The sequence below is a fragment of the Salipaludibacillus keqinensis genome (genome assembly GCF_003226325.1).
In the GTDB taxonomy this organism is placed as follows: Bacteria; Bacillota; Bacilli; order Bacillales; family Salisediminibacteriaceae; genus Salipaludibacillus; species Salipaludibacillus keqinensis.
Map to the genome: position 1 here is coordinate 179,936 of NZ_PDOD01000001.1, position 24,783 is coordinate 204,718.

Genomic DNA, 24,783 nt, shown 5'->3' on the forward strand with positions numbered 1-24,783 from the left:
TTTAAGGAAATGTAATGAAAGAAGGATGAGAAAATGACGGCCATTTCGTATGAACATATCAAGACTTGTAAGCAATCAGGAGCCAGGCTCGGCATCGTCCACACGCCCCACGGTTCCTTTGAAACACCTATTTTCATGCCTGTTGGGACATTAGCTACAGTTAAGACTATGAGTCCAGAGGATTTAAAAAGCATGAATGCCCAAATCATTTTAAGTAATACTTATCACCTTTGGCTTCGGCCTGGAGAAGACATCATCGAAGAAGCTGGTGGTCTGCACAAATTTATGAACTGGGACCGACCGATTTTAACGGATTCAGGGGGATTCCAAGTGTTCAGTCTCAGTGATCTTCGTAATATCACTGAAGAAGGAGTGCATTTTCGCAATCATTTAAGCGGAGAAAAGTTATTCTTAACTCCTGAAAAGTCTATGCAAGTTCAAAATGCATTGGGACCTGATATCATGATGGCTTTTGATGAATGTCCACCTTACCCTGCAGAACATAAGTATATGAAAGCTTCTGTGGAGAGAACGAGTCGCTGGGCTGAAAGGTGTCTTGAAGCACATAGTCGTAAGAATGATCAAGGTTTGTTTGGAATCATTCAAGGTGGAGAGTATGAAGACTTGCGCCGTCAAAGTGCAAAAGATCTAGTCTCCTTAGACTTTCCAGGTTATGCCATTGGTGGGTTGTCGGTAGGGGAACCAAAAGACGTGATGAATAAGGTACTCGATTATACGACTCCGCTACTTCCTCATGACAAGCCCCGCTATCTTATGGGAGTGGGCTCTGCAGACTCATTGATTGATGGCGCGATTCGCGGAGTGGATATGTTTGATTGTGTATTACCAACTCGAATTGCTCGTAATGGAACAATCATGACAAGCTCAGGACGTCTTGTTGTTCGGAATGCTAAGTACGCCAGAGATTTCAAACCATTGGATGAAAATTGTGATTGTAACGTTTGTAAAAACTACTCAAGAGCTTATATTCGTCATCTCATTAAATGTAATGAAACACTAGGACTCAGACTGTGTTCATACCATAATTTGTATTTCTTATTGACGTTAATGGAAAATGTTAGGCAAGCAATTCGGGAAGATCGATTACTGGATTTCAGAGAAGAATTTTTTGAGGCATATGGGTTCAATAAGCCCAACGCTAAAAACTTTTAATGAAAAACGAGTTTTAGATTGATTTCCATTGATTTTTAAAGAGAAGTTTGTCTACAATAGTACGGGAGAGTTATTTTGTGCCATTCGAGGAAAACGAATGAATAAACATGCTTTTTCCAATAAAAGGGTTGTTTAATAAATGGCTATTAAGCAACGTTGATAAATGGTGAGGGCAACAGTGTTGATCACTGAAAGGGGTGAAATGAATGGATTTATTTGGAGCTTTAATACCGCTACTACTTATGTTTGCAATCTTCTACTTCCTTTTGATTCGTCCGCAACAAAAACGTCAAAAGAAAGTTCAACAGATGCATTCCTCCCTTCAAAAAGGAGATAAAGTAATTACAATAGGCGGTCTTCACGGGACAATTGACGCTATTGATGAGAACCGTATCGTCATTGATGTGGACGGAAGCAACAAGTTAACGTTCGACCGTCAAGCAATTCGTGAGGTCATCAATCAAGACTAATAACCATGCTCAAAGGCTTGCTGTCATTATGACAGCAAGCCTTTGTCCTGATAGAGAAGATCATCGTTAACTTTCTCTTAAGGAATCCCCTCTAACGTTTACTCCAACCATCCCTCCTAGAATAGCAGCTAATAAATAACCTCCATGCATGAGAATTTGTTGCATATCAAATCCTTGATTAAAACTTAAGTATTGAGTCAAAAAAACAACAAGTGAATACAAAAGAGCGGTAAGAGTGCCAGCAAACCAACCTTTTTCTCCAGAACGCCCACCAGAAATAAATCCTCCTATAAACAGAGCTACGAACGAAAATCCAATGAGAATCCACAGAAATGTTGCTTCTGTTACATTTGTAAATCGAAGAACGAGTGAACTAAGGAAACTGGCTGCGATAACTAGAATAAATATAGTCAAAACTCCGTATAACACACTGCTTATTAACCGATGTGATGCCATCTCTAATCCCCCTTTCTGTTTCATTTATTTATATCTATTCTATGAATAGAAGAAATAGACGAGCTTTCTTAAAAGAAACGAATCTAAATCTCCCTATTTCTGAGACATGATTGTCCACCTTTTTTCATACAATGTATCGATGAAACGGGGAGGGGCATCGTAGAATGGAATGGATGTTAGCACTGGTTATTTTCGTTGTGAGTTATGTGTTGATTATCACGGAAAAAATCAATCGGGCACTAGTCGCCTGTCTCGGTGGAACACTAATGTTGTTAACCGGCGTATTGAATTTAGATAATGCCTTTCTTCGTCACATCGATTGGCATACAATCGTATTGCTTTTATCAATGATGATTCTTGTATCGATTACAAGTAAAAGTGGATTGTTTGAATACATTGCCATTTCTTTAGCTAAATTGGTCAAAGGAAGGCCTATTCCACTATTGATTGTGATATCTACATTGACCGCTGTTGGATCAGCGATGTTGAATAATGTTACAACAGTCTTGCTAATTGTACCGATAGTACTTACGCTAACGAACATGCTTAAAATTACGGCCATCCCTTATTTGCTCTCAGTTATTCTCGCTTCTAATATAGGAGGAACAGCTACGCTTATTGGGGATCCGCCTAATTTAATGATTGGTCAAGCGGTGTCCCATTTGAATTTCAATGCTTTTTTAATTCATTTAGGACCAGTTGTTATTTTCATTTATGTCATTGTTATCACGGGAGTCTCGATGCTGTATCGTAAAAGGTTGAGAGTTGAAGATCATGAAAGAATAAACCTGATGAAAGTAAATCCTTCTCGGTACTTAACGAGAAAATCATTGTTATTTAAGTCCTGCACTGTTTTGATCTTAACTACGTTAGGTTTCGTTCTCCAGCCCCTGTTACATGTAGAATTAACGAGTATTGCTATGGCGGGAGCAGTTCTATTAATGTTGCTTACAAATGATCATGATGCAACAGAGGAAGTATTTCAAACGATAGAATGGGTAACGATTTTCTTTTTCGTTGGGTTATTTATGCTAGTAGGAGGTCTTAAGGAAGTAGGACTTATTGATGAAATTGCAAAATCAATTATTTATTACACGGAAGGAGACGTCCCAAAAACTTCCCTGCTTATCCTCTGGACTTCAGGAATTATCTCAGGGTTTGTGGATAATATTCCGTTTGTAGCGGCAATGATTCCGGTGATTTTAGAGTTTCAGGAATACGGCATGACTAATCTGGATCCATTATGGTGGGCTCTAGCTTTAGGGGCTTGTTTAGGTGGGAATGGTACGATCATAGGAGCAAGCTCAAATGTCATTGTTGCAGGTCTTGCAATGAAAGCAAAGCAGCCTTTTACGTATGTTGATTTTCTTAAAGTCGGCGTTCCTACTGCATTGATATCATTTATTATTTCTAGTTTTTATTTGTACTTTCGTTACTTAATTAATTTCCATTAATGGCTAACTCCACTCCATACTGTCAAGAATGACTAAGGTAATATTGGTAAAACTAAACAGACACTTGACATTGAGGGAGTTAACCATGGAATTATATACAATCAGTATTCGAACATTGGTTATTTATTTTGTCATTTTAGTTGTTTTTCGATTAATGGGAAAACGAGAAATTGGCCAGCTGTCTATTGTAGACTTTGTCATTTCTCTGATGATTGCAGAGTTAGCTGTCATGACTGTTGAAAATGTTCAAGTACCAATCTCTCATCAGCTTGTTCCTATGTTTCTGTTAATGACTATTCAAATCTCACTTGCTTACATATCTTTGAAAAGTCAGGAGCTGAGAAAATTAATTGACGGAAAGCCATCAGTAATTATTCGCCAAGGGAAGATTGATGAGAAAGAAATGAGTAAACAACGGTATAATTTTGATGATCTGATGCTTCAATTGAGACAAAAGGATGTCCAGTATATGTCTGATGTAGAATTTGCTATTCTAGAACCATCAGGTGATTTATCTGTCATTCGTAAAGACTCTGATCCGGCTATAAGTGGAAAACCATCTTTTTTGCCTTTACCACTGATTTTAGACGGGAAAATTCAGAGAGATCATTTAAATGATATAGGACAAGATGAACGATGGTTAAGGGCAGAACTAAGGAAATTAGGGTACATGGAAGTAAAGAAAATATCATTTTGTTCCCTTAATAGGGATCAAACTTTGTTTGTAGATTTAAAAGACGACTAAAAAACTGGGGGATTTCCCCCAGTTTTTTGTTCGAGTCGAATTTTATAATCAAACAGTAACATTAGTTTTGACTAACTAAACCATTTGCGAAAGAAAGGTAATCTCTTTAGCTCGTTCGCATAGACCAGTTTCATGGCAAGAACAAGGATGCAATAAACAATTGTTGTAAACAAGATACTAATTAGAGTCTGCCATAATAGGGGATAGTCAGAACTCAGAGAATTCCACACTGCAGTTCCTACGAAGCCGCTTACAAACATGGCGACAATGATTTTAATAAAATCCCTTATATGAATGGTGAAACTGATTGTCTTCACAAGTGTTGCAAAATGTAAAAGAGTCACAAGGATAAAGCCGATGACAATGGCTAGAGCGGCCCCCATAATGCCTAATTCAGGTCTCGATGCTAAAATGAAAATGGCAGCTGTTTTGACAATGGCTCCGATCATACTATTGATCATAGCAGCTTTTGCTAAATTCAAGGCTTGAAGTGTGGCTTGGAGAGGGCCTTGTAAATAGAGCATTAGACTAAACGGGGCCATGATCTTCAAGTAGCTAGCGACCGTAGGGGCGTTATATACCAGCTCCATAATTGGAATTGCAAATACATATAAAATGACTACTGCACCACCGCCCGATAAAAGGGCAAATCGAAGGGCCTGACCAAGCCGGTGATGAATCATCTGATAATTTTTTACGATTGCAGCCTCACTTATAGCAGGAACAAGAGATACTGATAAAGAATAAGTAATAAACGTAGGTAGTAGTAGCATGGGAATGACATATCCCGCAAGTTCACCATATTGAGTAGTAGCCATTACTGTAGCTACGCCTGCGACTGCGAGACTTTGAGCCACCACAATCGGTTCGAAGAAAAATGATAAAGAACCGATGAGGCGACTGCCGGTCGTTGGAAGAGCGATGGTCATTAAGTCGTTAAAGGTCCTTTTCCCCTCTTTCACATGATTGACAAATTGCTTGCGAATCCGAAAAGTTTTTCTTCGTTTGAACATGGTCACCATAAAGACTAGTGAAGCTAGTTCCCCAAGAACAACAGAGGCCATTGCGCCTGCGGCAGCGTACTCAATTCCGTAAGGGAGAAACATCGACGTTAACGCTGCAACAAAAGTAATCCGGACTAATTGTTCAATCACTTGGGAATAAGCAGTTGGTTTCATGTTTTGCAACCCTTGGAAATATCCTCTGATCACAGAGGATAAAGCGACGATGGGAACAATGGGTGATATGGCAATGAGAGGATAAAAGGCACGTCCATCTGTTAAAAAAGTAGCTGAGACGATAGGAGCAAATAACACCATTAAGGTAGTGAAAATGATGCTGAGTAAACCTGTGATCGTCATGGACACGATTAGTATACGTTTAATGCGTGTTCGGTCACCTTCTGCATCAGCTTCAGCAACAAGCTTGGAAATGGCCACAGGTAACCCGAGTTGGGTTAAAGTTATTACTAATAAAAGCGTAGGAACGGCCATCATATAGAGCCCGACACCTTCTGCTCCCATGATTCTTGCTACGACGATTTTATTGATGAAGCCTAGTATTCTCGTAATGAATCCGGCTATAATGAGAATCGCAGCACCTTTTAGAAAAGTTTGTTTCGTCATTTAGGCCCCTACTTTCTTTGAAAAATCATAGATTTTTTCGCTAAAGATGTATATGCTGTATAAGTGGCCAAGCATGACAAAATTTCAAAATTAAATTAAATATGGGCAATAGAAATAGAGAAAATGGATGAAATAAAGGAGAAGTGGAACGTTTTGGAATGGCGAAATATTTACAGGGGAGTTTTAATGGGAGTAAGTAATATCATCCCTGGAGTAAGTGCAGGGACAATCGCTTTAGTATTGGGGATCTATGATCAATTGATTGTTTCAATTAGTGATTTTTTTAGCGCTAAATGGCGTCAAACTTTAGGCTTTCTTGTTCCTCTTGGGATTGGGATAGTGGGAGCCATTGTGGCATTTGGTGGACTGATCACTTGGCTCTTGACTAATCATGAACAACCTACACAGTTTTTTTTCTTAGGTTTAATCATTGGGGTGATCCCTTTACTGTTTAAACAATCAGACATGAAAGAGAAATTTACTATTGCTCACTATAGTGTTCTGGGTGTAACTGGTATATTGATTGGTTTTCTTGGATTTATGAATCCTGATGCAGCCGCTGTCGTTCACGAACTTACGTTATTGAACGGGGTCTGGTTTTTTGTTGCTGGATGGATTGCCAGCATGTCATTATTATTGCCAGGCATAAGTGGAGCGCTTGTTTTGATTCTGTTCGGTGTTTATTACACAGCGATGAGTGCTATCTCCACATTGGATTTTGCAGTCATCTCCGTTATTGGGGCAGGAGTCGTTGTAGGGTTCGTTGTCAGTAGTAAATTTATCAAGTATTTGTTGAATCACTTTCCCTACATGACATACGCTGCTATTATCGGACTTTTACTTGGATCGCTCATTATTGTTTATCCTGGATTTTCTGCAGGGCCGGCAGCGATCTTTCCAAGTATTATCACATTTATTGCTGGTACTGCTACGGCGATCTTGTTAGGTGCAAGAAACACTAACGTATAATAAAAAGGAACGAATAAATGGGAGGGGAAGCGGGTGACCAAGGAACAATGGAGCTATTGGAGATTGAAGTTGGAGCCAGTGATTCAAAGCAAGGTTGAGGAATTTCACATATTAGGATATGACACAGCGACTGCAAAAGATATTTGGGAATGTTTCATTGTTAAGTTGGAAAAGAACAAAGAGCGGCCTGAAAAGATTCGTTCTCATTGGATGGTTGCTGAACTCTTCCGTCTGAAAGCGAATGATTATATGACGAGTCTTACAATAGAAGCTTACAAAGGACCGGGTTGGTTTAACAATGAAGACCCGATTGACTTTCGCTTAAACTCGTTTGATGATAAAAACCAGTAAGTTGTCATTCCTCGTATTGACACGGGTTTTTTAATCTCGCTATAATAGTACTATTGGTTTGTAAAGTTATTTGTTTTACATATAAAATACGACCCTGCGTTGATGTTTAGGGTCGTCTCGTCATGTGGATTTACGAAGGAGGATCATTCGTTCATGAAGAAGAGAAAAGGGGTCAAAAAGAGTCTTATTGTTGTTTTCTTTGCCATTGTTATTGCTGTAGGGGCATTGATTACAATGAATGTCTCAGACCACGCAAATGATATTAGTTTGGGATTGGATTTGCAAGGTGGCTTTGAAGTACTGTACGAAGTTGAACCTGTTGATGGTGACAGTGAAGTGAATCGGGAGTTGCTCACCGATACAGTTAGTGCTTTAAATGCTCGGATAGATGTTCTCGGAGTGTCAGAGCCGAATATTACAATTGAAGGTGAGGACAGGATCCGGGTGCAGTTAGCAGGAGTTACAGATCAACAGTCAGCAAGAGAACTGCTCTCTACAGAAGCAAGACTGTCCTTCCGTGATACAAATGATGTTGTGATGATGGATGGGTCCGATCTTGTTCAAGGTGGAGCGAGACAAAATTTCGATCCTGATACAAATGAACCAATTGTCCAAGTTACCGTAGATGATCCCACATTATTTGAAGAAATCTCGAGAGAAATTAGCGAACGTCAACCTACGGGTGAGAACATCTTAGCCATTTGGCTCGATTTTGATGAAGGAGATTCGTATGAAGAGGAGATTTTAAAGCCTGAAGCCGAATCAAAAATCATTTCCGATCCAAGAGTTTGGGAGACGATCCCATCTCGTGACGTAGTTATATCAGGTAATTTCACAGTTCAATCGGCGCAAGAGTTAGCTGGTATTTTAAACGCTGGTGCGTTGCCAGTGGAACTAGATGAAATTTATTCTAACTCTGTTGGAGCCTCTTTAGGTGAACGTTCAATGGAGATGGCGATTAACGCTGGAATAGTCGGGGTTGCTCTTATTTTTGGATACATGCTTGTCTATTACCGTTTCATGGGTGTTATCGCTGTATTGACCCTGACTGCTTATATATACATGGTTCTTGTCGTATTTAATTGGATGAATGCGGTATTAACATTACCTGGAATCGCAGCCTTAATTCTTGGTGTGGGTATGGCTGTAGACGCCAATATTATAACCTTTGAACGGATTAAAGATGAATTGCGCTCTGGAAAGACAACAATGAGTTCTTTCCGGGCAGGGAGTCGCCGTTCACTTTCAACGATATTAGATGCCAATATCACGACGATTCTCGCAGCTTCTGTAATGTATGTATATGGAACAAGTGCCGTACAAGGCTTTGCTGTCATGCTGATCGTTAGCATTTTAACAAGCTTTATCACAGCAGTGTTCGGGGCAAGGTTGTTACTCGGTTTATGGGTGAACAGTCGGGTCTTAAATAAAAAGCCTCGAATGTTCGGTGTGAAGGAGCGTGAAATAAGTGAACTTTGAACACGAAGAAACTAAGTTGGATTTTGTTAAACACCGGAATAAATTTTTCGCAATCTCTGGAATATTCCTTATTGTAGGGGTAATTCTTTTAGCTACATTAGGTTTAAACTTAGGAATTGACTTCCGTAGCGGGACGACCATTGATGTGTTAGCAGATGAGACTGTAACAGCTGATGAGGTCATTGGAGAGTTTGAGGAAATAGGTTATAGTCCTGACGATCTCACCTTAGCAGGGGACAATAATGAAATAGGGCGAGCGTCTTTTATAGGGGGTCTAACTCAAGAAGAAACGTTAGAGGTTCAAAGTCACTTTGAAGAAGCATATGGAAATACTCCAGCGGTCAGTACGGTGACGCCAATTGTTGGTGAAGAACTAGCGAAAAATGCGATTATATCAGTTCTAATCGCTGCTGTAGGAATTATCTTATATGTGACAGTTCGTTTTGAATTTCTATATGGAATATCCGCAATCGTTGCATTATTCCATGATGCGTTATTTATTTTAGTCGTATTTAGTATCGTTCAAATGGAAGTAAACATTCCTTTCATAGCTGCTGTTCTCACTATCGTGGGTTATTCGATCAATGATACGATCGTCACCTTTGACCGGATACGTGAGAATATGAAATTTGAGAAGAAAGTGAAAGATTTTGAAGATGTGGCTCGTGTAGTAAATAAAAGTTTAGTACAAACGCTAGCTAGGTCAATAAATACTGTTCTTACCGTGGTCTTTGCAGCGGGGGCATTGTTTATTCTTGGTGGTGAAGGATTACGTACATTTTCGTTCGCCCTCGTCATAGGACTAGTTGCAGGGACATATTCTTCTTTATTTATTGCCGCTCAAGTATGGCTAGTACTAAAATCCCGTCAGTTGAAAAAGGTTCGCTCACGTAAAGTGCAGACGGAACAGCCAGAAGCATAATAAAAAAGTGGTGCCTTGTGCGCCACTTTTTTATTTTATCTATCCTGAAAAATAAAAATATTGAGTTAGCTTCTTTTGTATCCCGCAGACCATTTTGTAGTTAGTTTGAGATAAGTTGTAGATGTTTTGCCCCTTCTTGTAGTCAGTTCCACCTGCTCTGTAGACCGCAGACAAGAAGTAGTATAATTTGGCGAATACGTATAAAAAAGGTATGATAATACCAATCATGTAGTTAAATACTGGTTATCATGAAGGAAGTGTCAAGCATGACTTCACAAGAGCAAGATATAAGATATAAAAAAGTTCGTTTCGGAGCTTGGATAGGCATTATTGGTAATATCGTTCTAGCCGTGTTGAAGGGGGTTATTGGTGTGATTGCAGACAGTCGTGCTTTAGTTGCTGATGCAGTTCATTCCGCTTCTGATGTGGTAGGTTCTGTAGCCGTTTTAATCGGTATAAGAGCTGCCAAGCTACCTCCTGATCGGGATCATCCATACGGACATGGGAAGGCTGAAACAGTGACAGCAATTATCGTAGCTGTATTGTTGTTTATTGTAGGTGTTGAAATCGCTATTGGTGCCGTTCGTTCGTTTTTTGAGCCTATTGCTGTCCCAGGTATGATTGCGATCTACGCAGTGATTTTTTCAATCATTATTAAAGAAATGATGTTTCGATATAAAATCTTTTTGGGTAAAAAGTATAGGAGTGATGCTTTAGTCACGGATGCATGGCACCATCGCTCCGATGTCTTTTCATCTCTCGCAGCCTTAGTAGGGATTGGTGCTTCAATTTTTGGTGGGGCGATGAACATTGACTGGCTTGTCTATATGGATCCAGCAGCAGGAATCTTCGTTTCGCTCTTAATTATGAAAATGAGCTGGAAACTAGGTGGAGAAGCGATACATAATACTTTAGACCATGTCCTCCACGAAGAAGATACTGAAGACATGCTTCGCAAAGTGAAAGCAGTCGAAGGAGTGTTGAAGGTGGATGAATTTCTTGCAAGGGAGCATGGACATTATGTCATTGTTGATCTTAAAATCTCCGTCAATCCTGATATCTCTGTAGAAGAAGGTCACTCAATTGGAAAAAGTGTTAAAAGAATTCTTATGGAAGACGGGTATGTTCAAGATGTCCGTGTCCATATTAATCCATATTCTAGAGAGGAGATTGAAGGAACATGAAAGGACAATGGGGGTTAATAACAGGACTTATTATCGTTTTAGTCATTTCCATTTTTGCCGTCATTAATGTTGATCCTGTAGAGGTTAATTATTTATTCGGTCAAAGTGACTGGCCACTTGTTTTAGTCATTATTGGTTCTGTGTTGATGGGGGGACTGATTGTTGGAAGTGTAGGGATGTACAAAATTTATCGTTTACAACAACAAGTGAAACAATTACGCAATCAGATTCCAGAAGTTTCAGATTCAGATGAGGAACTAGTACATGACGATGACTATCCTGATCAACAAATTCGAACAACTAGAAAAGCAAGAAAAAAGGGATAGCAGTAACCTAATAGATTCATTGATACCACCCTTGACCTTATGTATAATAAACAGGTCAGGGGTGGTTTTTATGCTTTACTCGAAATCGGAATGGAAAGTGACTGAAATTGAAGAATCGATGGTTCAACAACTTTCAGAAGAAATAGGTTTATCGAAAATTGCCACGCGTTTTTTAGTGCAAAGAGGAATGAAGACAAAAGAAGAAGTAGATGCTTTTTTACATATGGACGAGAGTTCACTCCATGATCCATTTCAGTTGAAAGATATGGAAAAAGCGGTGAACCGCATACATGAAGCAATTCGCACGAGTGAACGAATTCTAATATTTGGTGATTATGACGCAGATGGTGTCACAAGTACCTCACTTATGTATATGACACTAAAACAATTAGGCGCTAATGTCGGTTTTTATGTTCCTAATCGATTCACCGAAGGCTATGGGCCAAATGAAAAAGCCTTTCGACATGCTGCAGAAGAAGATGTTTCTTTAATTATCACAGTGGATACGGGAATTTCCGCAGTTCACGAAGCTGAAGTAGCTAAAGAATTGAATATCGATTTAATTATTACCGATCATCATGAACCGCCGCCAACGATCCCTGAAGGTTATGCAGTAATTAATCCGAAGCAGGCAATGTGTGAGTATCCTAACAAACATTTAGCTGGTGTGGGAGTGGCTTTCAAAGTTTCACAAGCGTTATTAGAAAGAATTCCTGAAGAATACTATGATTTAGTTGCAATTGGAACCATTGCAGACTTAGTGTCATTACAAGGAGAGAACCGTTTTCTAGCTATTAAAGGAGTGCAATCCCTGTCTAGAATTCAAAGACCTGGGTTGAAAGCTCTTATTGAAAGATCAGGTTCTAATGTACAAGAATTGACTGAGGAGCAAATTGGCTTTTTAATCGGACCGAGATTAAATGCGGCAGGCAGGCTTGATTCAGCAGATCCAGCTATTGAGTTACTCATCACTGAAGATCAAATGGAAGCTGATGAATTAGCGCAAATGATTGATGATTTAAATAAAGAACGTCAAACAATCGTCAAAGAGATTGCCAAAGAAGCGGAAGACCAAGTTGAAAAAGCGGGTATTCCTCCTGTCATTATTGTCGGTAATTACGGCTGGAATGCTGGTGTCATTGGTATTGTTGCTAGTCGCCTAGTTGAGAAATATTATCGACCTACAATTGTATTGAGTTTTGATGAAGATACTGGACTTGCAAAAGGCTCCGCTCGAAGCATTCAAGGATTTGATATGTTTCAATCATTATCTCAATGCAGAGATTGGTTGCCACATTTTGGTGGGCATCCTATGGCTGCAGGGCTCACAATGAAGATGGAGCATATAGATCAGTTACGTGAAAAACTAACAGCAATTGCTTTAGACACGTTAAAAGAATCAGATTGGAAAAAATCCCTTTCCGTAGATTTACCAGTGTCTTTAAATGAAGTGACGTTACAGGCCATCTACGATCTTCAGCAAATGGCGCCATTTGGTATGGGGAATCCAGCTCCAAAGGTATTATTGGAAGATGTAAATCTTCGTATGATCAAAAAAATCGGAGCAAACGAAGACCATTTGAAGATGACTTTTACTGATAAGGAGAATAGCACAGAGTTAGACGGGATTGCTTTTCGAATGGGAGAATCGCATCAACATATCTCCCCCCTTTCAAAAATATCTACAGTTGGTAAACTTTCTGTTAACGAGTGGAATGGGCAAAGCAAACCTCAATTTGTGATTGAAGACTTGAAAGTAAACGAATGGCAGTTATTTGACCTTAGGGGAGACAAGAGATGGCTTCAAAATAAGCAGCTGATGGGTGTAGAAGAGTGCTCGGTTGTTTTGTTTCATCAAGAATCGAGGAAATGGCTAAATAGTTTGCCGACTCAGTGGAAAACGATAGAGATGTTTGATACTTCTTCAAATAGAAGGCAGTTGAGCGAAGCAAAGAACCTGTTGCTATTGGATCTACCTGCCACGATGGGTCAAATGAAAGAGCTTCTTCACACGTGTCAAGATGTTCATAGAATCTATGCATTGTTTTTAATTGAAGAAGATCACTTTTTCAAAGCGATTCCTTCAAGAGATCAGTTCAAATGGTTTTATGCGTTTTTATTAAAACGTCAGCAATTTGATGCTCAAAAAAATTCGAAAGAGTTGGCCAAGCACAAAGGCTGGCAAGAAACATCTATTCAATTTATGTGTAAGGTGTTTTTTGAGCTTGAATTTGTTAAAATAAATAACGGTGTGGTACAAATACAGAACCAACCAGTTAAAAAAGATCTTGCTGAATCTTTTACGTACCAAAAACATATTGAACAGAGTGACATTGAGAATGAACTATTCTATTCTTCTTACCGAGCATTGAAACACTGGATGGATAAAGGCATGAAGGACAAACAATTAACTTCTGTTTAGCTAATTGTAGAGTTAAGCTTTAAAGGGTTTTGGACTTAAGAGAGACTGGATGATTAGAAAGGCTTTAAAGGGCCAAAGGAAAACTAGGAGGAAGAATCAATGGATTTCAAGCAGTACATTACGGTTGTAGAGAATTTTCCGAAAGAAGGTATTCGGTTCAAGGATATTACTACATTAATGGAGAACGGCGAAGCTTACAAAAAAGCAATTGATGAAATGGCCGAATTTGCAAAGGATAAAGATGTAGATGTGGTTGTAGGACCTGAAGCAAGAGGTTTTGTCGTAGGATGCCCTATTTCTTATTGTCTTGGGCTTGGGTTTGTTCCTGTAAGAAAATCAGGTAAATTACCAAGAGAAGTTCTTGGGGTGGACTACGGATTAGAATACGGGAAAGATTCATTGAATATCCATAAGGACTCAATCAAACCTGGCCAAAGAGTACTGATAACAGATGATCTTTTAGCTACTGGAGGAACAATTGAAGCAACCATTCAAATGGTAGAAGAGCTTGGTGGGGTTGTAGCTGGAATTGCTTTTATGATCGAATTGAGCTACTTAGATGGTCGCAGTAAACTTGGTAAATATGATGTTTTTACATTAATGACTTATTAAAGGCAACAAGACTCGGGGTGTCAATTGGCACTCCTTGTCTTCCCTTTTTTAGAACATGATGAAGGGGCTAGGTGAAATACCTCATTATTACATGCTATTTGTCTAATAATTATGTTATGATGATTGCAAGTCTTTTCCGCGGAAGAGACGCTTTTTTTATAAATAATTAAATGGAAGGCTAGCAGTAGCAAGGTGAGAAAATGTTCTAACTTTCTCATTAATTAATCATTTGTTAATACATAATTTACACCGACACGTCAATGAAAAGTGTCCCAACATAGAGAGCGCAAGTGTTGACATAGCAACAACAAACAGATCGATGGTTCTCTACTAATCCAAAGAAATTCAAGGTGATCCCATGACAAGCGAACAAGTTCTTCAAAAAGCAAGTGAATATTTACCTGAAAAGGATGTAGCTCTGTTACGAAAAGCCTATGAAATGGCGGAGTATGCTCACAGAGAGCAATATCGTAAATCAGGCGAGCCGTACATTTGGCACCCTGTCCAAGTAGCAGGCATCCTTGTAGAATTAGGAATGGATCCTAATACTATTGCAGCAGCTTTTCTTCATGATGTTGTAGAGGATACGAATGTCACTTTAGAAGAATTGGCCAAAGATTTTGGTGATGAAGTGGCCATGCTTGTTGATGGTGTCACAAAGCTCGGAAAGATAAAATATAAGTCAAAAGAAGAACAGCAAGCGGAGAATCATCGAAAAATGTTCGTTGCGATGGCAAGAGATATTCGGGTCATTCTAATCAAATTGGCCGACAGACTCCACAATATGCGCACATTAAAGCACTTACCGCCTGAGAAACAGCGGAGAATAGCAAATGAAACATTGGAAATATTTGCACCTCTTGCTCATCGATTAGGGATATCCGCCATCAAATGGGAGTTGGAAGATACAGCCCTGCGATATTTGAATCCTCAGCAATATTACCGAATAGTTAATTTGATGAAGAAGAAACGAGCAGAGAGAGAAGATTATGTTCAAGAAGTGACAGATCAAATTCAAGAACGCTTGGCCAATATGAATGTACACGCAGAAATCAATGGACGTGCGAAACATATTTACAGCATTTACCGTAAAATGGTCTTGCAAAACAAACAATTTAATGAAATTTATGACCTTTTAGCAGTCCGAATTATTGTCAGCAGCATCAAAGACTGCTATGCCGTCTTAGGGACGATTCACACCCATTGGAAGCCAATGCCCGGAAGATTCAAAGATTATATTGCCATGCCTAAAGCGAATATGTATCAGTCGCTTCATACGACGGTTATAGGGCCTAAAGGAGATCCTTTAGAAGTACAAATTCGCTCTGAGGATATGCATAAAGTAGCCGAATTCGGTGTTGCTGCTCACTGGGCATATAAAGAAGGAAAAACAGTGAATGACTCTGAATCGCTTGAAACTAAAATGTCATGGTTCAGGGAAATTCTCGAATGGCAGAATGATGCAAATGATGCACAAGAGTTTATGGAATCACTGAAAATTGATTTATTCTCTGATATGGTGTTTGTCTTTACGCCAAAGGGAGATGTGATTGAGCTTCCTAAAGGTTCCGTACCGCTTGATTTTGCTTATCGTATCCACACAGAAGTGGGTAATCGCTGTATTGGCGCTAAAGTTAACGGCAAAATGGTTCCATTGGATCATCAGCTGAAAACGGGAGATATCATTGAAGTTCTCACATCCAAACATTCTTATGGACCAAGTCAAGACTGGATAAAGATTACTCAAAGTTCGCACGCGAAAAACAAAATTCGCCAGTGGTTTAAAAAAGAACGACGTGAAGAAAATGTGGAAAAAGGCCGGGAAATGGTTGAGAAAGAAATAGAACGAAAAGGCTTTACTACAAAAGAAGTTTTAACGAATGAAAACATTGATCGTGTAGCTGATAAATTCAGTTTCACAACAGATGAAGATATGTACGCTGCTGTTGGTTACAGTGGTATTACTGCAGCTCAAATTGTCACAAGGTTAACGGATGATCTTCGAAAAAAGCAAGATGAAGAACAAGAGTCGCTAACGATTTCAGAAGCTGTTGAAGAACTCAAGCCACAGGAAAAGTCTGTGTCAAAAACAAGTACAGGAGTTAGTGTAAAAGGAGTAGATAATTTATTGATTCGTCTATCTCGATGCTGTAATCCTGTTCCTGGAGATAATATTGTGGGTTATATTACGAAGGGGCGAGGGGTCTCGATTCATCGTAAGGACTGTCCGAACATCGATAACGATGAGTCGAACACGCGCTTGCTTCCTGTTGAATGGGAAGGAAATCACCAAAAGCCTAAAAACTACAATGTAGATATTGAAATCTCAGGTTATGATCGCAGAGCTTTATTAAACGATGTTTTACAAGCTGTGGCTGAAACGAAAACAAATATCAATGCTGTTTCTGGCAAATCGGATAAAAATAAGATGGCTACGATTAATATGAGTATATCCATTCAAAATATCTCGCATTTGCAGCGGGTAGTGGAACGGATCAAACGAATTTCTGATATTTATTCCGTACGGAGGATTATGCATTAAAGCGAGAAAGGAAGATAAACTATGCGCGTTGTTGTTCAACGTTCATTGGAAGCAAAAGTAACAGTGAATGATAAAGTTGAAGGAAAAATAGATCATGGTCTTGTGCTTCTTGTGGGGATTACTCATGAAGATACAGAAGAAGATGTGAAATATGTGGCAGACAAAATCGCCAATCTTCGTATGTTTGAAGATGATCAAGAAAAACTGAACTTATCTGTTCAAGATGTCAAAGGGCAAATTCTATCTATATCGCAATTCACTCTCTATGGGGATTGTCGAAAAGGCAGACGGCCTAATTTCATGGCTGCAGCGAAGCCTGATCAAGCAGGCAAGCTATATGATCAGTTTAATGACATTTTAAGTAAGAGTCATGGCATTACGGTAGAAACAGGAGCATTTGGAGAGATGATGGACGTATCATTTACCAACCAGGGTCCTGTTACGCTCATCGTTGAAAGCAAATAGTCCAGATCAACTTGTGTAAAACGTTCATTTGTTGGTTACACTGAAGCTAAAAGGCGGCAGATAACCAATGAGAGCTGGATATAATCATGAACAGAAAGGTCTTTCAGGTAACCCTTTGTTACAACCTGATCTACACCGTTTTGTAGAAGCAGAAAGAAGCACTTACGGATCTAGTCCGGAAATAGGTTTGTCTACGCGTGAAGTACGTAGTCTTAAAAGACAAGTAGAACGAAATTAGTTTTTTTCTTAATTAAAGGTTGACACAACTAGGAACAATTCGTATGATAGACTAAAATTCACGTTAATACTTACAACACCTTTGAGGGAGCAGAGTAATAAAGAATCTTCAAAACCAGAGAAGAAATGTCATTGGCTGGAAGCATTTCTATTTGAACCTTTATGAATGAACACTCCTTAGGTATTTTTCTGAAAAGGATCTTCCGCATTAGGAAAAGTCGTCTATCAGGCGTTAACTGATTTAAGAGGAAGCAGATCTTGCTTCAACTAGGGTGGTACCACGGGAATAAACTCTCGTCCCTGACAAGTTCAGGGGTGGGGGTTTTTTATATTTCTTAATAATTGATCGCGCTAAAGCACTAAAGTAAAATGCGTAAGCTACCTATTGTCTGTTCGTTTAGTAGATAGGGAAAATATATCGTGTAGATGCAAGGAGGAGTTTGTATGAAGTATAAAATACCAAGAGGAACTCAAGATATCTTGCCGGCTCAATCAAAGAAATGGCAGTATATTGAGCAAAAGGCTCATGATTTATGTAAAAGATACAATTATCAAGAAATCCGAACGCCTATGTTCGAACAAACAGAATTGTTTGCTAGAGGGGTTGGAGACACAACCGATATTGTTCAAAAGGAAATGTATACATTTGAAGACCGTGGAGGACGAAGTCTCACCCTTAGGCCTGAGGGTACCGCATCAACCGTTCGGGCATTTGTAGAAAATAAAATGCACGGTTGGGCCGATCAACCAGTCAAACTTTATTATATCGGGCCGATGTTTCGATATGAGAGACCGCAATCAGGACGAATGCGTCAATTTGTTCAATTAGGTGTAGAAGCAATGGGAAGTGCTGATCCTGCGATTGATGCAGAGGTGATTGGGTTGGCGATGGATTTTTATCGAGAATTAGGTTTGAAGAATTTGAAGTTGGTGGTTAATAGTCTAGGTGATAAAGAAAGTAGAAATAACCACCGAAATGCATTAATTGACCACTTCAAACCGCGAATATCTGAGTTTTGCGGGGACTGTCAGTCTAGGCTGGAAAAAAATCCATTGCGCATTTTAGATTGTAAAGTGGATCGTGATCACGAATTAATGAGTAGCGCGCCTTCCATTCTCGATTATTTAAACGAAGAATCATTGGATTACTTTAAGAAAGTTCAACAATTTTTAAATGATATGGAGATACCATATGAAGTGGATGCCACTCTTGTCCGTGGTCTCGATTACTACAACAATACAGCTTTTGAAATAATGATAGATGGCGAAGGATTTGGAGCGATCACAACGTTAACTGGCGGAGGCCGTTATAATGGCTTAGTAGAAGAAATTGGTGGACCGACAACACCAGGAATCGGGTTTGCTTTAAGCCTTGAACGACTTCTGATGGCATTAGATACTCAAGGTGTCGAGCTTCCAGTGGAACAAGGTCTGGATGCCTATCTCGTAACGATGGGTGATCAAGCGAAAGAAGCGGCTCCGAAACTTCTTCATCAGCTTCGTAAAAAGGGATTGACTGTAGATGGTGATTATTTAGGTAGGAAAATGAAGGGTCAAATGAAAGCGGCCGATCGCCAACAAGCTGAATATGTCCTGATTTTAGGAGAAGATGAGCTGGCTCAGAACAGCGTGATGGTAAAGACCATGGCTACAGGAGAACAAGAATTGATCAAATTGAATGAAATTATGGAAAAGATCGGCAAATAGTCACGAGGAGAAAAGGAAGGGGTTATACTGTGAAACAACGTACACATGTTTGTGGTGAGATATTAGAAAAATATATAGGTGAAAAAGTAACTTTACAAGGATGGGTTAAGAAACGACGTGACCTAGGGCAAGTGATTTTTATCGACTTACGAGATCGTTCAGGTCATGTTCAAGTGGTATGTAATGGAGAAAAGGTACCACAAGCTCTTGAACTAGCAGAGAAAGTAAGAAATGAATATGTCATCGAAATTACGGGTCAAGTCGTGGCACGAGACGAAGAAAATTTTAACGAGCTTATTCCCACCGGTAAAGTAGAAGTCATGGTCGAAGAATTGACGATTTTAAACGCATCTAAAGGCTTACCATTTATGATTGAAGATGATGTAGAAGTGTCAGAAGATGTTCGTCTAAAGTATCGCTACTTGGATTTACGCAGGCCAAAAATGTACGACTCTATGTATCTTCGTCATCGGACAACGAAACTCATTCGAGACATTCTAGATGAAGAGCAATTCATGGAAGTGGAAACACCAATGCTTACGAAAAGTACACCAGAAGGAGCGCGTGATTATCTCGTCCCTTCTCGTGTGCACCATGGTGAATTCTATGCGTTACCACAGTCACCACAGCTATTTAAACAGCTATTAATGGTTTCAGGCTTTGAACGTTACTACCAAATTGCCCGCTGTTTCCGTGACGAAGATTTGCGAGCAGACCGACAGCCTGAATTTACGCAAGTTGACATTGAAGCCTCTTTCATGGGGAAAGAAAACTTGTTAGCGATGATGGAAGATATGATGGCAAGAATTATGAGAGAACTTAAAGGTATTGAGATTACAAAGCCGTTTCCAAGATTAACTTATTATGAAGCAATGAACCGGTTTGGTTCTGATAAACCAGATACGCGATATGGCATGGAGCTAGTAGACGTTTCTGAACAAGTTCAAACGAGCGATTTCAAAGTATTCGCCAATACGGTTAAAAACGGTGGAGTAGTTAAAGGAATTTGTGTAAAAGGCGTGGCTGACCAATATTCACGCAAGGATTTAGATGGACTTGGTTCGGTTGTGGAAATCTATGGTGCCAAAGGTTTAGCGTGGCTTAAAGTTGAAAAAGACAAAGCGTTAAAAGGTCCTATAGCGAAATTTTTCGATGAAGCGAAAGCAGCTGAGTTGATTGATAGCTTTGGAGCGGAAGCGGGAGATATTCTCTTTTTCGTTGCTGACAAACAGCGTGTAGCATGGGATGCACTTGGAGCGTTACGTATTAAGTTTGCTAAAGATTTAGAGCTTGTCAATCATGAGGAATTTAATTTCTTATGGGTGACTGAATTCCCGCTCTTATCCTACGATGAAGATGCAGACCGATATGTCGCTGAACATCATCCGTTCACACGTCCTGTAGCAGAGGATGAAGAACTTCTAGAAACAGCTCCAGAAAACATTCGAGCAGAAGCCTATGACCTTGTATTGAACGGCTATGAACTCGGTGGAGGTTCTCAGCGTATTTATGAACGGGAGCTCCAAGAGAAAATGTTTTCAGCTTTAGGATTTACAGAGGAAGAAGCGAAGAGTCAATTTGGTTTTCTCTTAGATGCTTTTGAATATGGTACACCTCCTCATGGTGGAATTGCTCTTGGGTTGGATCGCCTCGTAATGATTCTTGCAGGAAGAAACAACCTACGAGAAACGATTGCTTTTCCAAAGACAGCAAGCGCCAGCTGCTTGTTAACAAATGCTCCAAGTGGGGTAAGTGAAGCCCAGCTTAATGATCTGAATCTCTCTATTAAGCCTAAAGAAAAAGAAAAAACAAATTAAATTAAACGCGGTAGATAGGTGATCCCCTATTTACCGCGTTTTTGATTGCTGCTTTGTAATTGAATAGTTTTTTGAACTGTCTGACCCAACGAATTTGAGAAGGAAATGGTAAACAGCTTGTTTCTACTTATAGTCATGTTTTTTATACGAACTTAAAAGAAAAAGTATTAAATTTGTTCTCTTTGAATATAAGTAAAGAATAATAATCGGAATATTATAAATCCATGTTTAAGCTTTTATAACTCAGGGTAGACATGAATAGAAGGAAAAATAAGGGTAAAAACTTAAATAGACGAAAATTTCAGATAAATTAACGGTTGCATTTTAATAAGTTTTTTAGTAGTATATAGGTATAGTACGATTACACATTTAAGGGTCCTATGATGCACGTCATAACTTAACGTTTTGAGCCAACACTTCAACATTGGGAGCTACCTGTTTCAATCTGATTAACATGCCCTAGTAAGATAATTAGGGAAGTTAGGATGGTTGGACTGAGCACCCACCTGCCATGGCAGGTTCAAAGCAAAGGTACATCAACGGCATACACGGGACTCTTAATATTATTATAGTACAAAAACACCTAAGTGGGTGTTTTTTTAGTGTGAAGATCGTTCAAGGTTCACTAGTAAACACATTCAATTCTGAACAGAAAGATTTCAACACCTATTCTGTTTAAGCATAAGATGTGGACTGGTATTCCTTCGAAAATAATGATATAGTTTCTACTTGTTACTTTAGATAAAGGAGTTCAAAATGATGTTACATCAATTTTCTAGAAACGAATTAGCCATTGGTAAAGATGGAGTAAAGAAATTAAAAGATAGTACTGTAGCTATTCTAGGTATTGGAGGAGTCGGTTCCTTTTCCGCAGAAGCTTTGGCAAGAACGGGTGTTGGCAAAATAGTTTTAGTCGATAAAGATGATGTTGATATTACAAACGTGAATCGTCAAATTCACGCATTAGTATCAACAGTTGGTCAGCCGAAAGTTGATCTTATGAAAGAGCGGATTGCAGATATTAATCCAGATTGTGAAGTAGTAGCATTAAAAATGTTCTATACAGAAGAGACTTATGAAATGTTTTTTGAATATGATTTAGATTTTGTCGTGGATGCCTCTGATACAGTAAGTTATAAAATTCATTTAATGAAAGAATGTTTGAACAGAGGAATTCCAGTAATTTCAAGTATGGGTGTTGCAAATAAAATGGATCCAACACAATTAAAAATAGCTGATATTTCTAAAACGAAGTATGATCCATTGGCGAAAGTGATTCGAAGAAACCTTAGAAAAGAAGGAATCTACAAGGGAATTGACGTTGTTTTTTCAGAAGAGGCTCCGATTCAAATTCGAGAAGAAATTCGACAAGAGATCGTGTCTGAGAAGCAGCAAAGTGGATCGATTCGAAAAGCTAAAATGCCACCATCTTCAAACGCCTTTGTCCCATCTGTATCTGGACTTATTATGGCAGGACACGTCGTAACGAATTTATTAGAAGGTATTCACATAGAGCGACGGATTTAAAGAGCGGGTAAATTTCCTCGCTCTTTTTTTTGCGCTGGTTTAAGAGGAGTTGTAGCCCGCATGAAGAATGGTGGCTGGTTTGAGAAGGTTGGTAGCCGGTTTGGAGGTAATTGTAGCTTAGAATAAGATCAGCGCTGAGGGCATAAACACACTTTTTTTGTTCATCATTGAGCAAAAGAGTCAGCCTAATCAAAATTAACATGTGAATGAATTAACATTATAGATTTAGTGTTTTAATAAAATGAGCAATCATTTGGGACATGCCGTCAAACTTGTATGTACAAATATTTATTTTTAATTATATTAACGAAATATATTGAATAAATCACGAGCTTTTTTTATAATGAAAGCACTTACATAAGGTCATCTGATGACCTGTTGACAAGATCTGTGTAGAGAAATGGAGGTTTTTGAAAGGTCATCCGTTGTGTGAATCGTTTAGTACTAGATTAATCAAGAAGAGTTTGGAGGAAAAGTTTATGCAATTATTAACGGCATTTAGCGCCATTATCGCACCTTTTATTTTTTTAGTCCTGTTACGAATGCCTGCAAAGAAAGGGATGCTTTACAGTGCATTGATTGTGATTTTACTAGCTTTCACGGTTTGGGGTTTGGAAGTTGACATTTTATCAGCATCTATCTTGCAAGGGTCACATAGAGCCATAACTATTCTGTTTATTCTGTTTGGGGCCATCGTTTTATTAAACACGTTAAAGCACACAGGAGCTGTGGATAGAATTAACGAAGGTTTCCGAAACATATCCCCTGACATGCGTGTTCAAGTAGTGATTGTTGCATTTTTATTTGGAAGCTTAATTGAAGGGGCTGCTGGATTTGGGACTCCTGCTGCTGTTACGGGACCATTGCTTGTAGCATTAGGTTTTACGCCTTTAGCTGCAGCCACGACTGCTTTAGTTGCAGATAGTACGGCTGTTTCTTTTGGGGCGGTTGGGACACCTATTGTTGTTGGATTAAGTAACATTGAAGGAGCGGGGATCGAATTTTTTAAAGAAATTGGAATTAGAATTACATTAATGGATTTGTTAGTTGGAACATTAATGCCATTTATTATTATTCTCGTTTTAACCATTGCGTTCGGAAAGAAAAAAGGTTTAAGCAGTGCGTTAACATTGCTTCCATGGGCTTTACTTGTTGGAGCGGTCTACAGTGGTTCAGCGGCGTTGTATGCGGCTTTATTTGGACCAGAATTTGTAGCCATTCTTGCTTCAATTACAGCAATGGCAGTAGCAACTGGTACGGCAAAAAAGAGTTTCTTACTTCCTAAAGTACCTTGGCAAGATGCCCTCGCAAAAGGGTTCAAGCCAGAAGAAAAGAAATCTGAAATGAGTCTAGTATCTGCATGGAGCCCATACTTTATTGTTGTTGCCTTGCTTCTATTAACGAGAATCGTTCCTGCTGTGCAAGAGTTTGCTCAAACGGCTATTGATTTAAGTTGGAACAACATTCTCGGATTTGAAGGTGTAAGTTCGGCCTGGCAAGTATTGTACTCACCAGGGGCTGTATTGGTGCTTGCAGCATTAATCTCAGTATTTACACAGAAGAAATCACTGAGCAGTTTTGTGAAAGCGTCCAAGGAATCGTTAAGTTCGATTAAAGGCGCCGCTTTAGCTTTAATTCCAACACTTGCTCTCGTTCAAGTATTTACAAACTCAGGAATTAATACAAACGACTTAGTAGCTATGCCGGAATACATAGCTTTATCGATGGCTTCTACGCTTGGAGGAGTGTGGGTGTTTGTAGCACCGTATTTAGGGATTCTCGGATCATTTATAACAGGAAGTGCGACTGTTTCAACACTGACATTTGCGCCGATTCAGTATAATGTGGCAATGGAGACAGGGTTATATAGTGACGTTATTCTAGCTCAGCAAGTAGCTGGAGCTGCCGCTGGAAATATGATCTGTGTCCACAATGTTGTTGCAGCATCAGCGGTAGTAGGATTAGTTGGAAAAGAGGGAGATATCATACGTAAGACATTAGGACCAGCTCTTCTCTATGGGGCGTTAGTTGGGATCGCAGGAATGATCATGATTTGGTTGATGTAATGAGGTGAGAGCACTGAGGGAACTACTGTGTTATTGGAGAACAGGTTCCCCTTTCTTTAATAGATTTGAACAGTGTCCACTATTTTATATGGACATTACCACAACTAACCTTCATGGGTTCAGTAATTTAGGAATTTGACTATGTTCCTAGTAATTTTTGATATAAAATAGCAAATAAAGTATTTTATTTCGCCTAAGTCATCAGATGACCGTACCACTTAGGTGTAAGGAGGA

General features: G+C 39.2%; 21 protein-coding genes, 1 other RNA gene and 1 other annotated feature. Of the genes, 20 read left to right on the forward strand and 2 right to left on the reverse strand.

Going from position 1 to position 24,783, the window contains the following annotated elements; all coding sequences use genetic code 11:
• The first annotated feature begins 33 nt into the window (after positions 1–33).
• Both tgt and yajC read left to right on the forward strand, forming a co-directional pair.
• Positions 34–1,173, forward strand: a complete 1,140-nt coding sequence (gene tgt, locus CR194_RS00935) for a tRNA guanosine(34) transglycosylase Tgt (protein WP_110607771.1) — start codon at positions 34–36, stop codon at positions 1,171–1,173.
• A gap of 206 nt (positions 1,174–1,379) precedes the next feature.
• On the forward strand, positions 1,380–1,643 hold the full coding sequence (yajC, locus tag CR194_RS00940; protein ID WP_110607772.1) for a preprotein translocase subunit YajC: 264 nt from the start codon (positions 1,380–1,382) through the stop codon (positions 1,641–1,643).
• A 66-nt stretch (positions 1,644–1,709) separates the two neighbouring features.
• Here yajC and CR194_RS00945 read toward each other — a convergent pair whose 3' ends face one another.
• A complete protein-coding gene (locus CR194_RS00945; protein WP_110607773.1) occupies positions 1,710–2,099 on the reverse strand; it encodes a TIGR04086 family membrane protein in 390 nt (129 codons plus the stop codon).
• 164 nt (positions 2,100–2,263) lie between these two features.
• On the opposite strand from CR194_RS00945, the gene CR194_RS00950 reads away from it, so the two are divergent.
• Together CR194_RS00950 and CR194_RS00955 are read left to right on the forward strand one after the other, a co-directional pair.
• Positions 2,264–3,553 carry an ArsB/NhaD family transporter gene (locus CR194_RS00950; protein WP_110607774.1) on the forward strand — a complete coding sequence of 430 codons (1,290 nt, stop codon included), beginning with the start codon at positions 2,264–2,266 and terminating at the stop codon, positions 3,551–3,553.
• Between the two features lie 85 nt (positions 3,554–3,638).
• Entirely contained in the window at positions 3,639–4,298 is a 660-nt protein-coding gene (locus tag CR194_RS00955; protein ID WP_110607775.1) for a DUF421 domain-containing protein, read from the forward strand.
• 71 nt (positions 4,299–4,369) lie between these two features.
• Here the strand turns inward: CR194_RS00955 and spoVB are convergent, their stop codons facing one another.
• Positions 4,370–5,923 (reverse strand): stage V sporulation protein B, encoded by a 1,554-nt coding sequence (gene spoVB, locus CR194_RS00960; RefSeq protein WP_110607776.1) that lies wholly within the window; start codon positions 5,921–5,923, stop codon positions 4,370–4,372.
• A 153-nt stretch (positions 5,924–6,076) separates the two neighbouring features.
• Here spoVB and CR194_RS00965 point away from each other — a divergent pair, with 153 nt between their 5' ends.
• The 16 genes from CR194_RS00965 (at position 6,077) to CR194_RS01035 (ending at position 24,549) form a co-directional block, all read left to right on the forward strand.
• A complete protein-coding gene (locus tag CR194_RS00965) occupies positions 6,077–6,892 on the forward strand; it encodes a DUF368 domain-containing protein (protein ID WP_146035895.1) in 816 nt (271 codons plus the stop codon).
• A gap of 33 nt (positions 6,893–6,925) precedes the next feature.
• Positions 6,926–7,243 (forward strand): post-transcriptional regulator, encoded by a 318-nt coding sequence (locus CR194_RS00970; protein ID WP_110607778.1) that lies wholly within the window; start codon positions 6,926–6,928, stop codon positions 7,241–7,243.
• Between the two features lie 153 nt (positions 7,244–7,396).
• Positions 7,397–8,722 carry a protein translocase subunit SecD gene (gene secD, locus CR194_RS00975; protein WP_110607779.1) on the forward strand — a complete coding sequence of 442 codons (1,326 nt, stop codon included), beginning with the start codon at positions 7,397–7,399 and terminating at the stop codon, positions 8,720–8,722.
• On the forward strand, positions 8,712–9,644 hold the full coding sequence (secF, locus tag CR194_RS00980) for a protein translocase subunit SecF (protein ID WP_110607780.1): 933 nt from the start codon (positions 8,712–8,714) through the stop codon (positions 9,642–9,644). Before secD ends, secF begins: the two co-directional genes overlap by 11 nt.
• A 266-nt stretch (positions 9,645–9,910) precedes the next feature.
• A complete protein-coding gene (locus tag CR194_RS00985; RefSeq protein ID WP_110607781.1) occupies positions 9,911–10,828 on the forward strand; it encodes a cation diffusion facilitator family transporter in 918 nt (305 codons plus the stop codon).
• Positions 10,825–11,154 carry a LapA family protein gene (locus CR194_RS00990; RefSeq protein ID WP_110607782.1) on the forward strand — a complete coding sequence of 110 codons (330 nt, stop codon included), beginning with the start codon at positions 10,825–10,827 and terminating at the stop codon, positions 11,152–11,154. Before CR194_RS00985 ends, CR194_RS00990 begins: the two co-directional genes overlap by 4 nt.
• A 70-nt stretch (positions 11,155–11,224) precedes the next feature.
• Positions 11,225–13,576, forward strand: a complete 2,352-nt coding sequence (recJ, locus tag CR194_RS00995; protein WP_110607783.1) for a single-stranded-DNA-specific exonuclease RecJ — start codon at positions 11,225–11,227, stop codon at positions 13,574–13,576.
• Positions 13,577–13,675: 99 nt separating this feature from the next.
• On the forward strand, positions 13,676–14,188 hold the full coding sequence (locus tag CR194_RS01000) for an adenine phosphoribosyltransferase (protein ID WP_110607784.1): 513 nt from the start codon (positions 13,676–13,678) through the stop codon (positions 14,186–14,188).
• Between the two features lie 358 nt (positions 14,189–14,546).
• Positions 14,547–16,730, forward strand: a complete 2,184-nt coding sequence (locus tag CR194_RS01005) for a RelA/SpoT family protein (RefSeq protein WP_110607785.1) — start codon at positions 14,547–14,549, stop codon at positions 16,728–16,730.
• 21 nt (positions 16,731–16,751) lie between these two features.
• Complete coding sequence (dtd, locus tag CR194_RS01010) at positions 16,752–17,195, forward strand: D-aminoacyl-tRNA deacylase (RefSeq protein WP_110607786.1); 444 nt, start codon at positions 16,752–16,754, stop codon at positions 17,193–17,195.
• A gap of 67 nt (positions 17,196–17,262) precedes the next feature.
• Positions 17,263–17,433 carry a hypothetical protein gene (locus CR194_RS20135; protein WP_158282132.1) on the forward strand — a complete coding sequence of 57 codons (171 nt, stop codon included), beginning with the start codon at positions 17,263–17,265 and terminating at the stop codon, positions 17,431–17,433.
• Between the two features lie 72 nt (positions 17,434–17,505).
• Positions 17,506–17,737, forward strand: a binding site (T-box leader).
• A gap of 139 nt (positions 17,738–17,876) precedes the next feature.
• Positions 17,877–19,139 (forward strand): histidine--tRNA ligase, encoded by a 1,263-nt coding sequence (gene hisS, locus CR194_RS01015; protein ID WP_110607787.1) that lies wholly within the window; start codon positions 17,877–17,879, stop codon positions 19,137–19,139.
• A gap of 29 nt (positions 19,140–19,168) precedes the next feature.
• Positions 19,169–20,956: an aspartate--tRNA ligase gene (gene aspS, locus CR194_RS01020; RefSeq protein WP_110607788.1), complete on the forward strand. Its 1,788-nt coding sequence runs from the start codon at positions 19,169–19,171 to the stop codon at positions 20,954–20,956.
• Between the two features lie 372 nt (positions 20,957–21,328).
• Positions 21,329–21,515: non-coding RNA, 6S RNA (gene ssrS / locus CR194_RS01025), on the forward strand.
• Positions 21,516–21,715: 200 nt separating this feature from the next.
• Complete coding sequence (locus tag CR194_RS01030; protein ID WP_110607789.1) at positions 21,716–22,483, forward strand: tRNA threonylcarbamoyladenosine dehydratase; 768 nt, start codon at positions 21,716–21,718, stop codon at positions 22,481–22,483.
• Positions 22,484–22,962: 479 nt separating this feature from the next.
• Positions 22,963–24,549: an L-lactate permease gene (locus tag CR194_RS01035; protein ID WP_110607790.1), complete on the forward strand. Its 1,587-nt coding sequence runs from the start codon at positions 22,963–22,965 to the stop codon at positions 24,547–24,549.
• Positions 24,550–24,783 lie beyond the last annotated feature (234 nt).

Bases quoted from the DNA above. Each gene is read 5' to 3' on its own strand.
- tgt (WP_110607771.1), top strand. From the start codon at position 34: ATGACGGCCATTTCGTATGAACATATCAAGACTTGTAAGCAATCAGGA.
- yajC (WP_110607772.1), top strand. From the start codon at position 1,380: ATGGATTTATTTGGAGCTTTAATACCGCTACTACTTATGTTTGCAATC.
- CR194_RS00945 (WP_110607773.1), bottom strand. From the start codon at position 2,099: ATGGCATCACATCGGTTAATAAGCAGTGTGTTATACGGAGTTTTGACT.
- CR194_RS00950 (WP_110607774.1), top strand. From the start codon at position 2,264: ATGGAATGGATGTTAGCACTGGTTATTTTCGTTGTGAGTTATGTGTTG.
- CR194_RS00955 (WP_110607775.1), top strand. From the start codon at position 3,639: ATGGAATTATATACAATCAGTATTCGAACATTGGTTATTTATTTTGTC.
- spoVB (WP_110607776.1), bottom strand. From the start codon at position 5,923: ATGACGAAACAAACTTTTCTAAAAGGTGCTGCGATTCTCATTATAGCC.
- secD (WP_110607779.1), top strand. From the start codon at position 7,397: ATGAAGAAGAGAAAAGGGGTCAAAAAGAGTCTTATTGTTGTTTTCTTT.
- CR194_RS00985 (WP_110607781.1), top strand. From the start codon at position 9,911: ATGACTTCACAAGAGCAAGATATAAGATATAAAAAAGTTCGTTTCGGA.
- CR194_RS00990 (WP_110607782.1), top strand. From the start codon at position 10,825: ATGAAAGGACAATGGGGGTTAATAACAGGACTTATTATCGTTTTAGTC.
- recJ (WP_110607783.1), top strand. From the start codon at position 11,225: ATGCTTTACTCGAAATCGGAATGGAAAGTGACTGAAATTGAAGAATCG.
- CR194_RS01000 (WP_110607784.1), top strand. From the start codon at position 13,676: ATGGATTTCAAGCAGTACATTACGGTTGTAGAGAATTTTCCGAAAGAA.
- CR194_RS01005 (WP_110607785.1), top strand. From the start codon at position 14,547: ATGACAAGCGAACAAGTTCTTCAAAAAGCAAGTGAATATTTACCTGAA.
- dtd (WP_110607786.1), top strand. From the start codon at position 16,752: ATGCGCGTTGTTGTTCAACGTTCATTGGAAGCAAAAGTAACAGTGAAT.
- CR194_RS20135 (WP_158282132.1), top strand. From the start codon at position 17,263: ATGAGAGCTGGATATAATCATGAACAGAAAGGTCTTTCAGGTAACCCT.
- hisS (WP_110607787.1), top strand. From the start codon at position 17,877: ATGAAGTATAAAATACCAAGAGGAACTCAAGATATCTTGCCGGCTCAA.
- CR194_RS01030 (WP_110607789.1), top strand. From the start codon at position 21,716: ATGTTACATCAATTTTCTAGAAACGAATTAGCCATTGGTAAAGATGGA.
- CR194_RS01035 (WP_110607790.1), top strand. From the start codon at position 22,963: ATGCAATTATTAACGGCATTTAGCGCCATTATCGCACCTTTTATTTTT.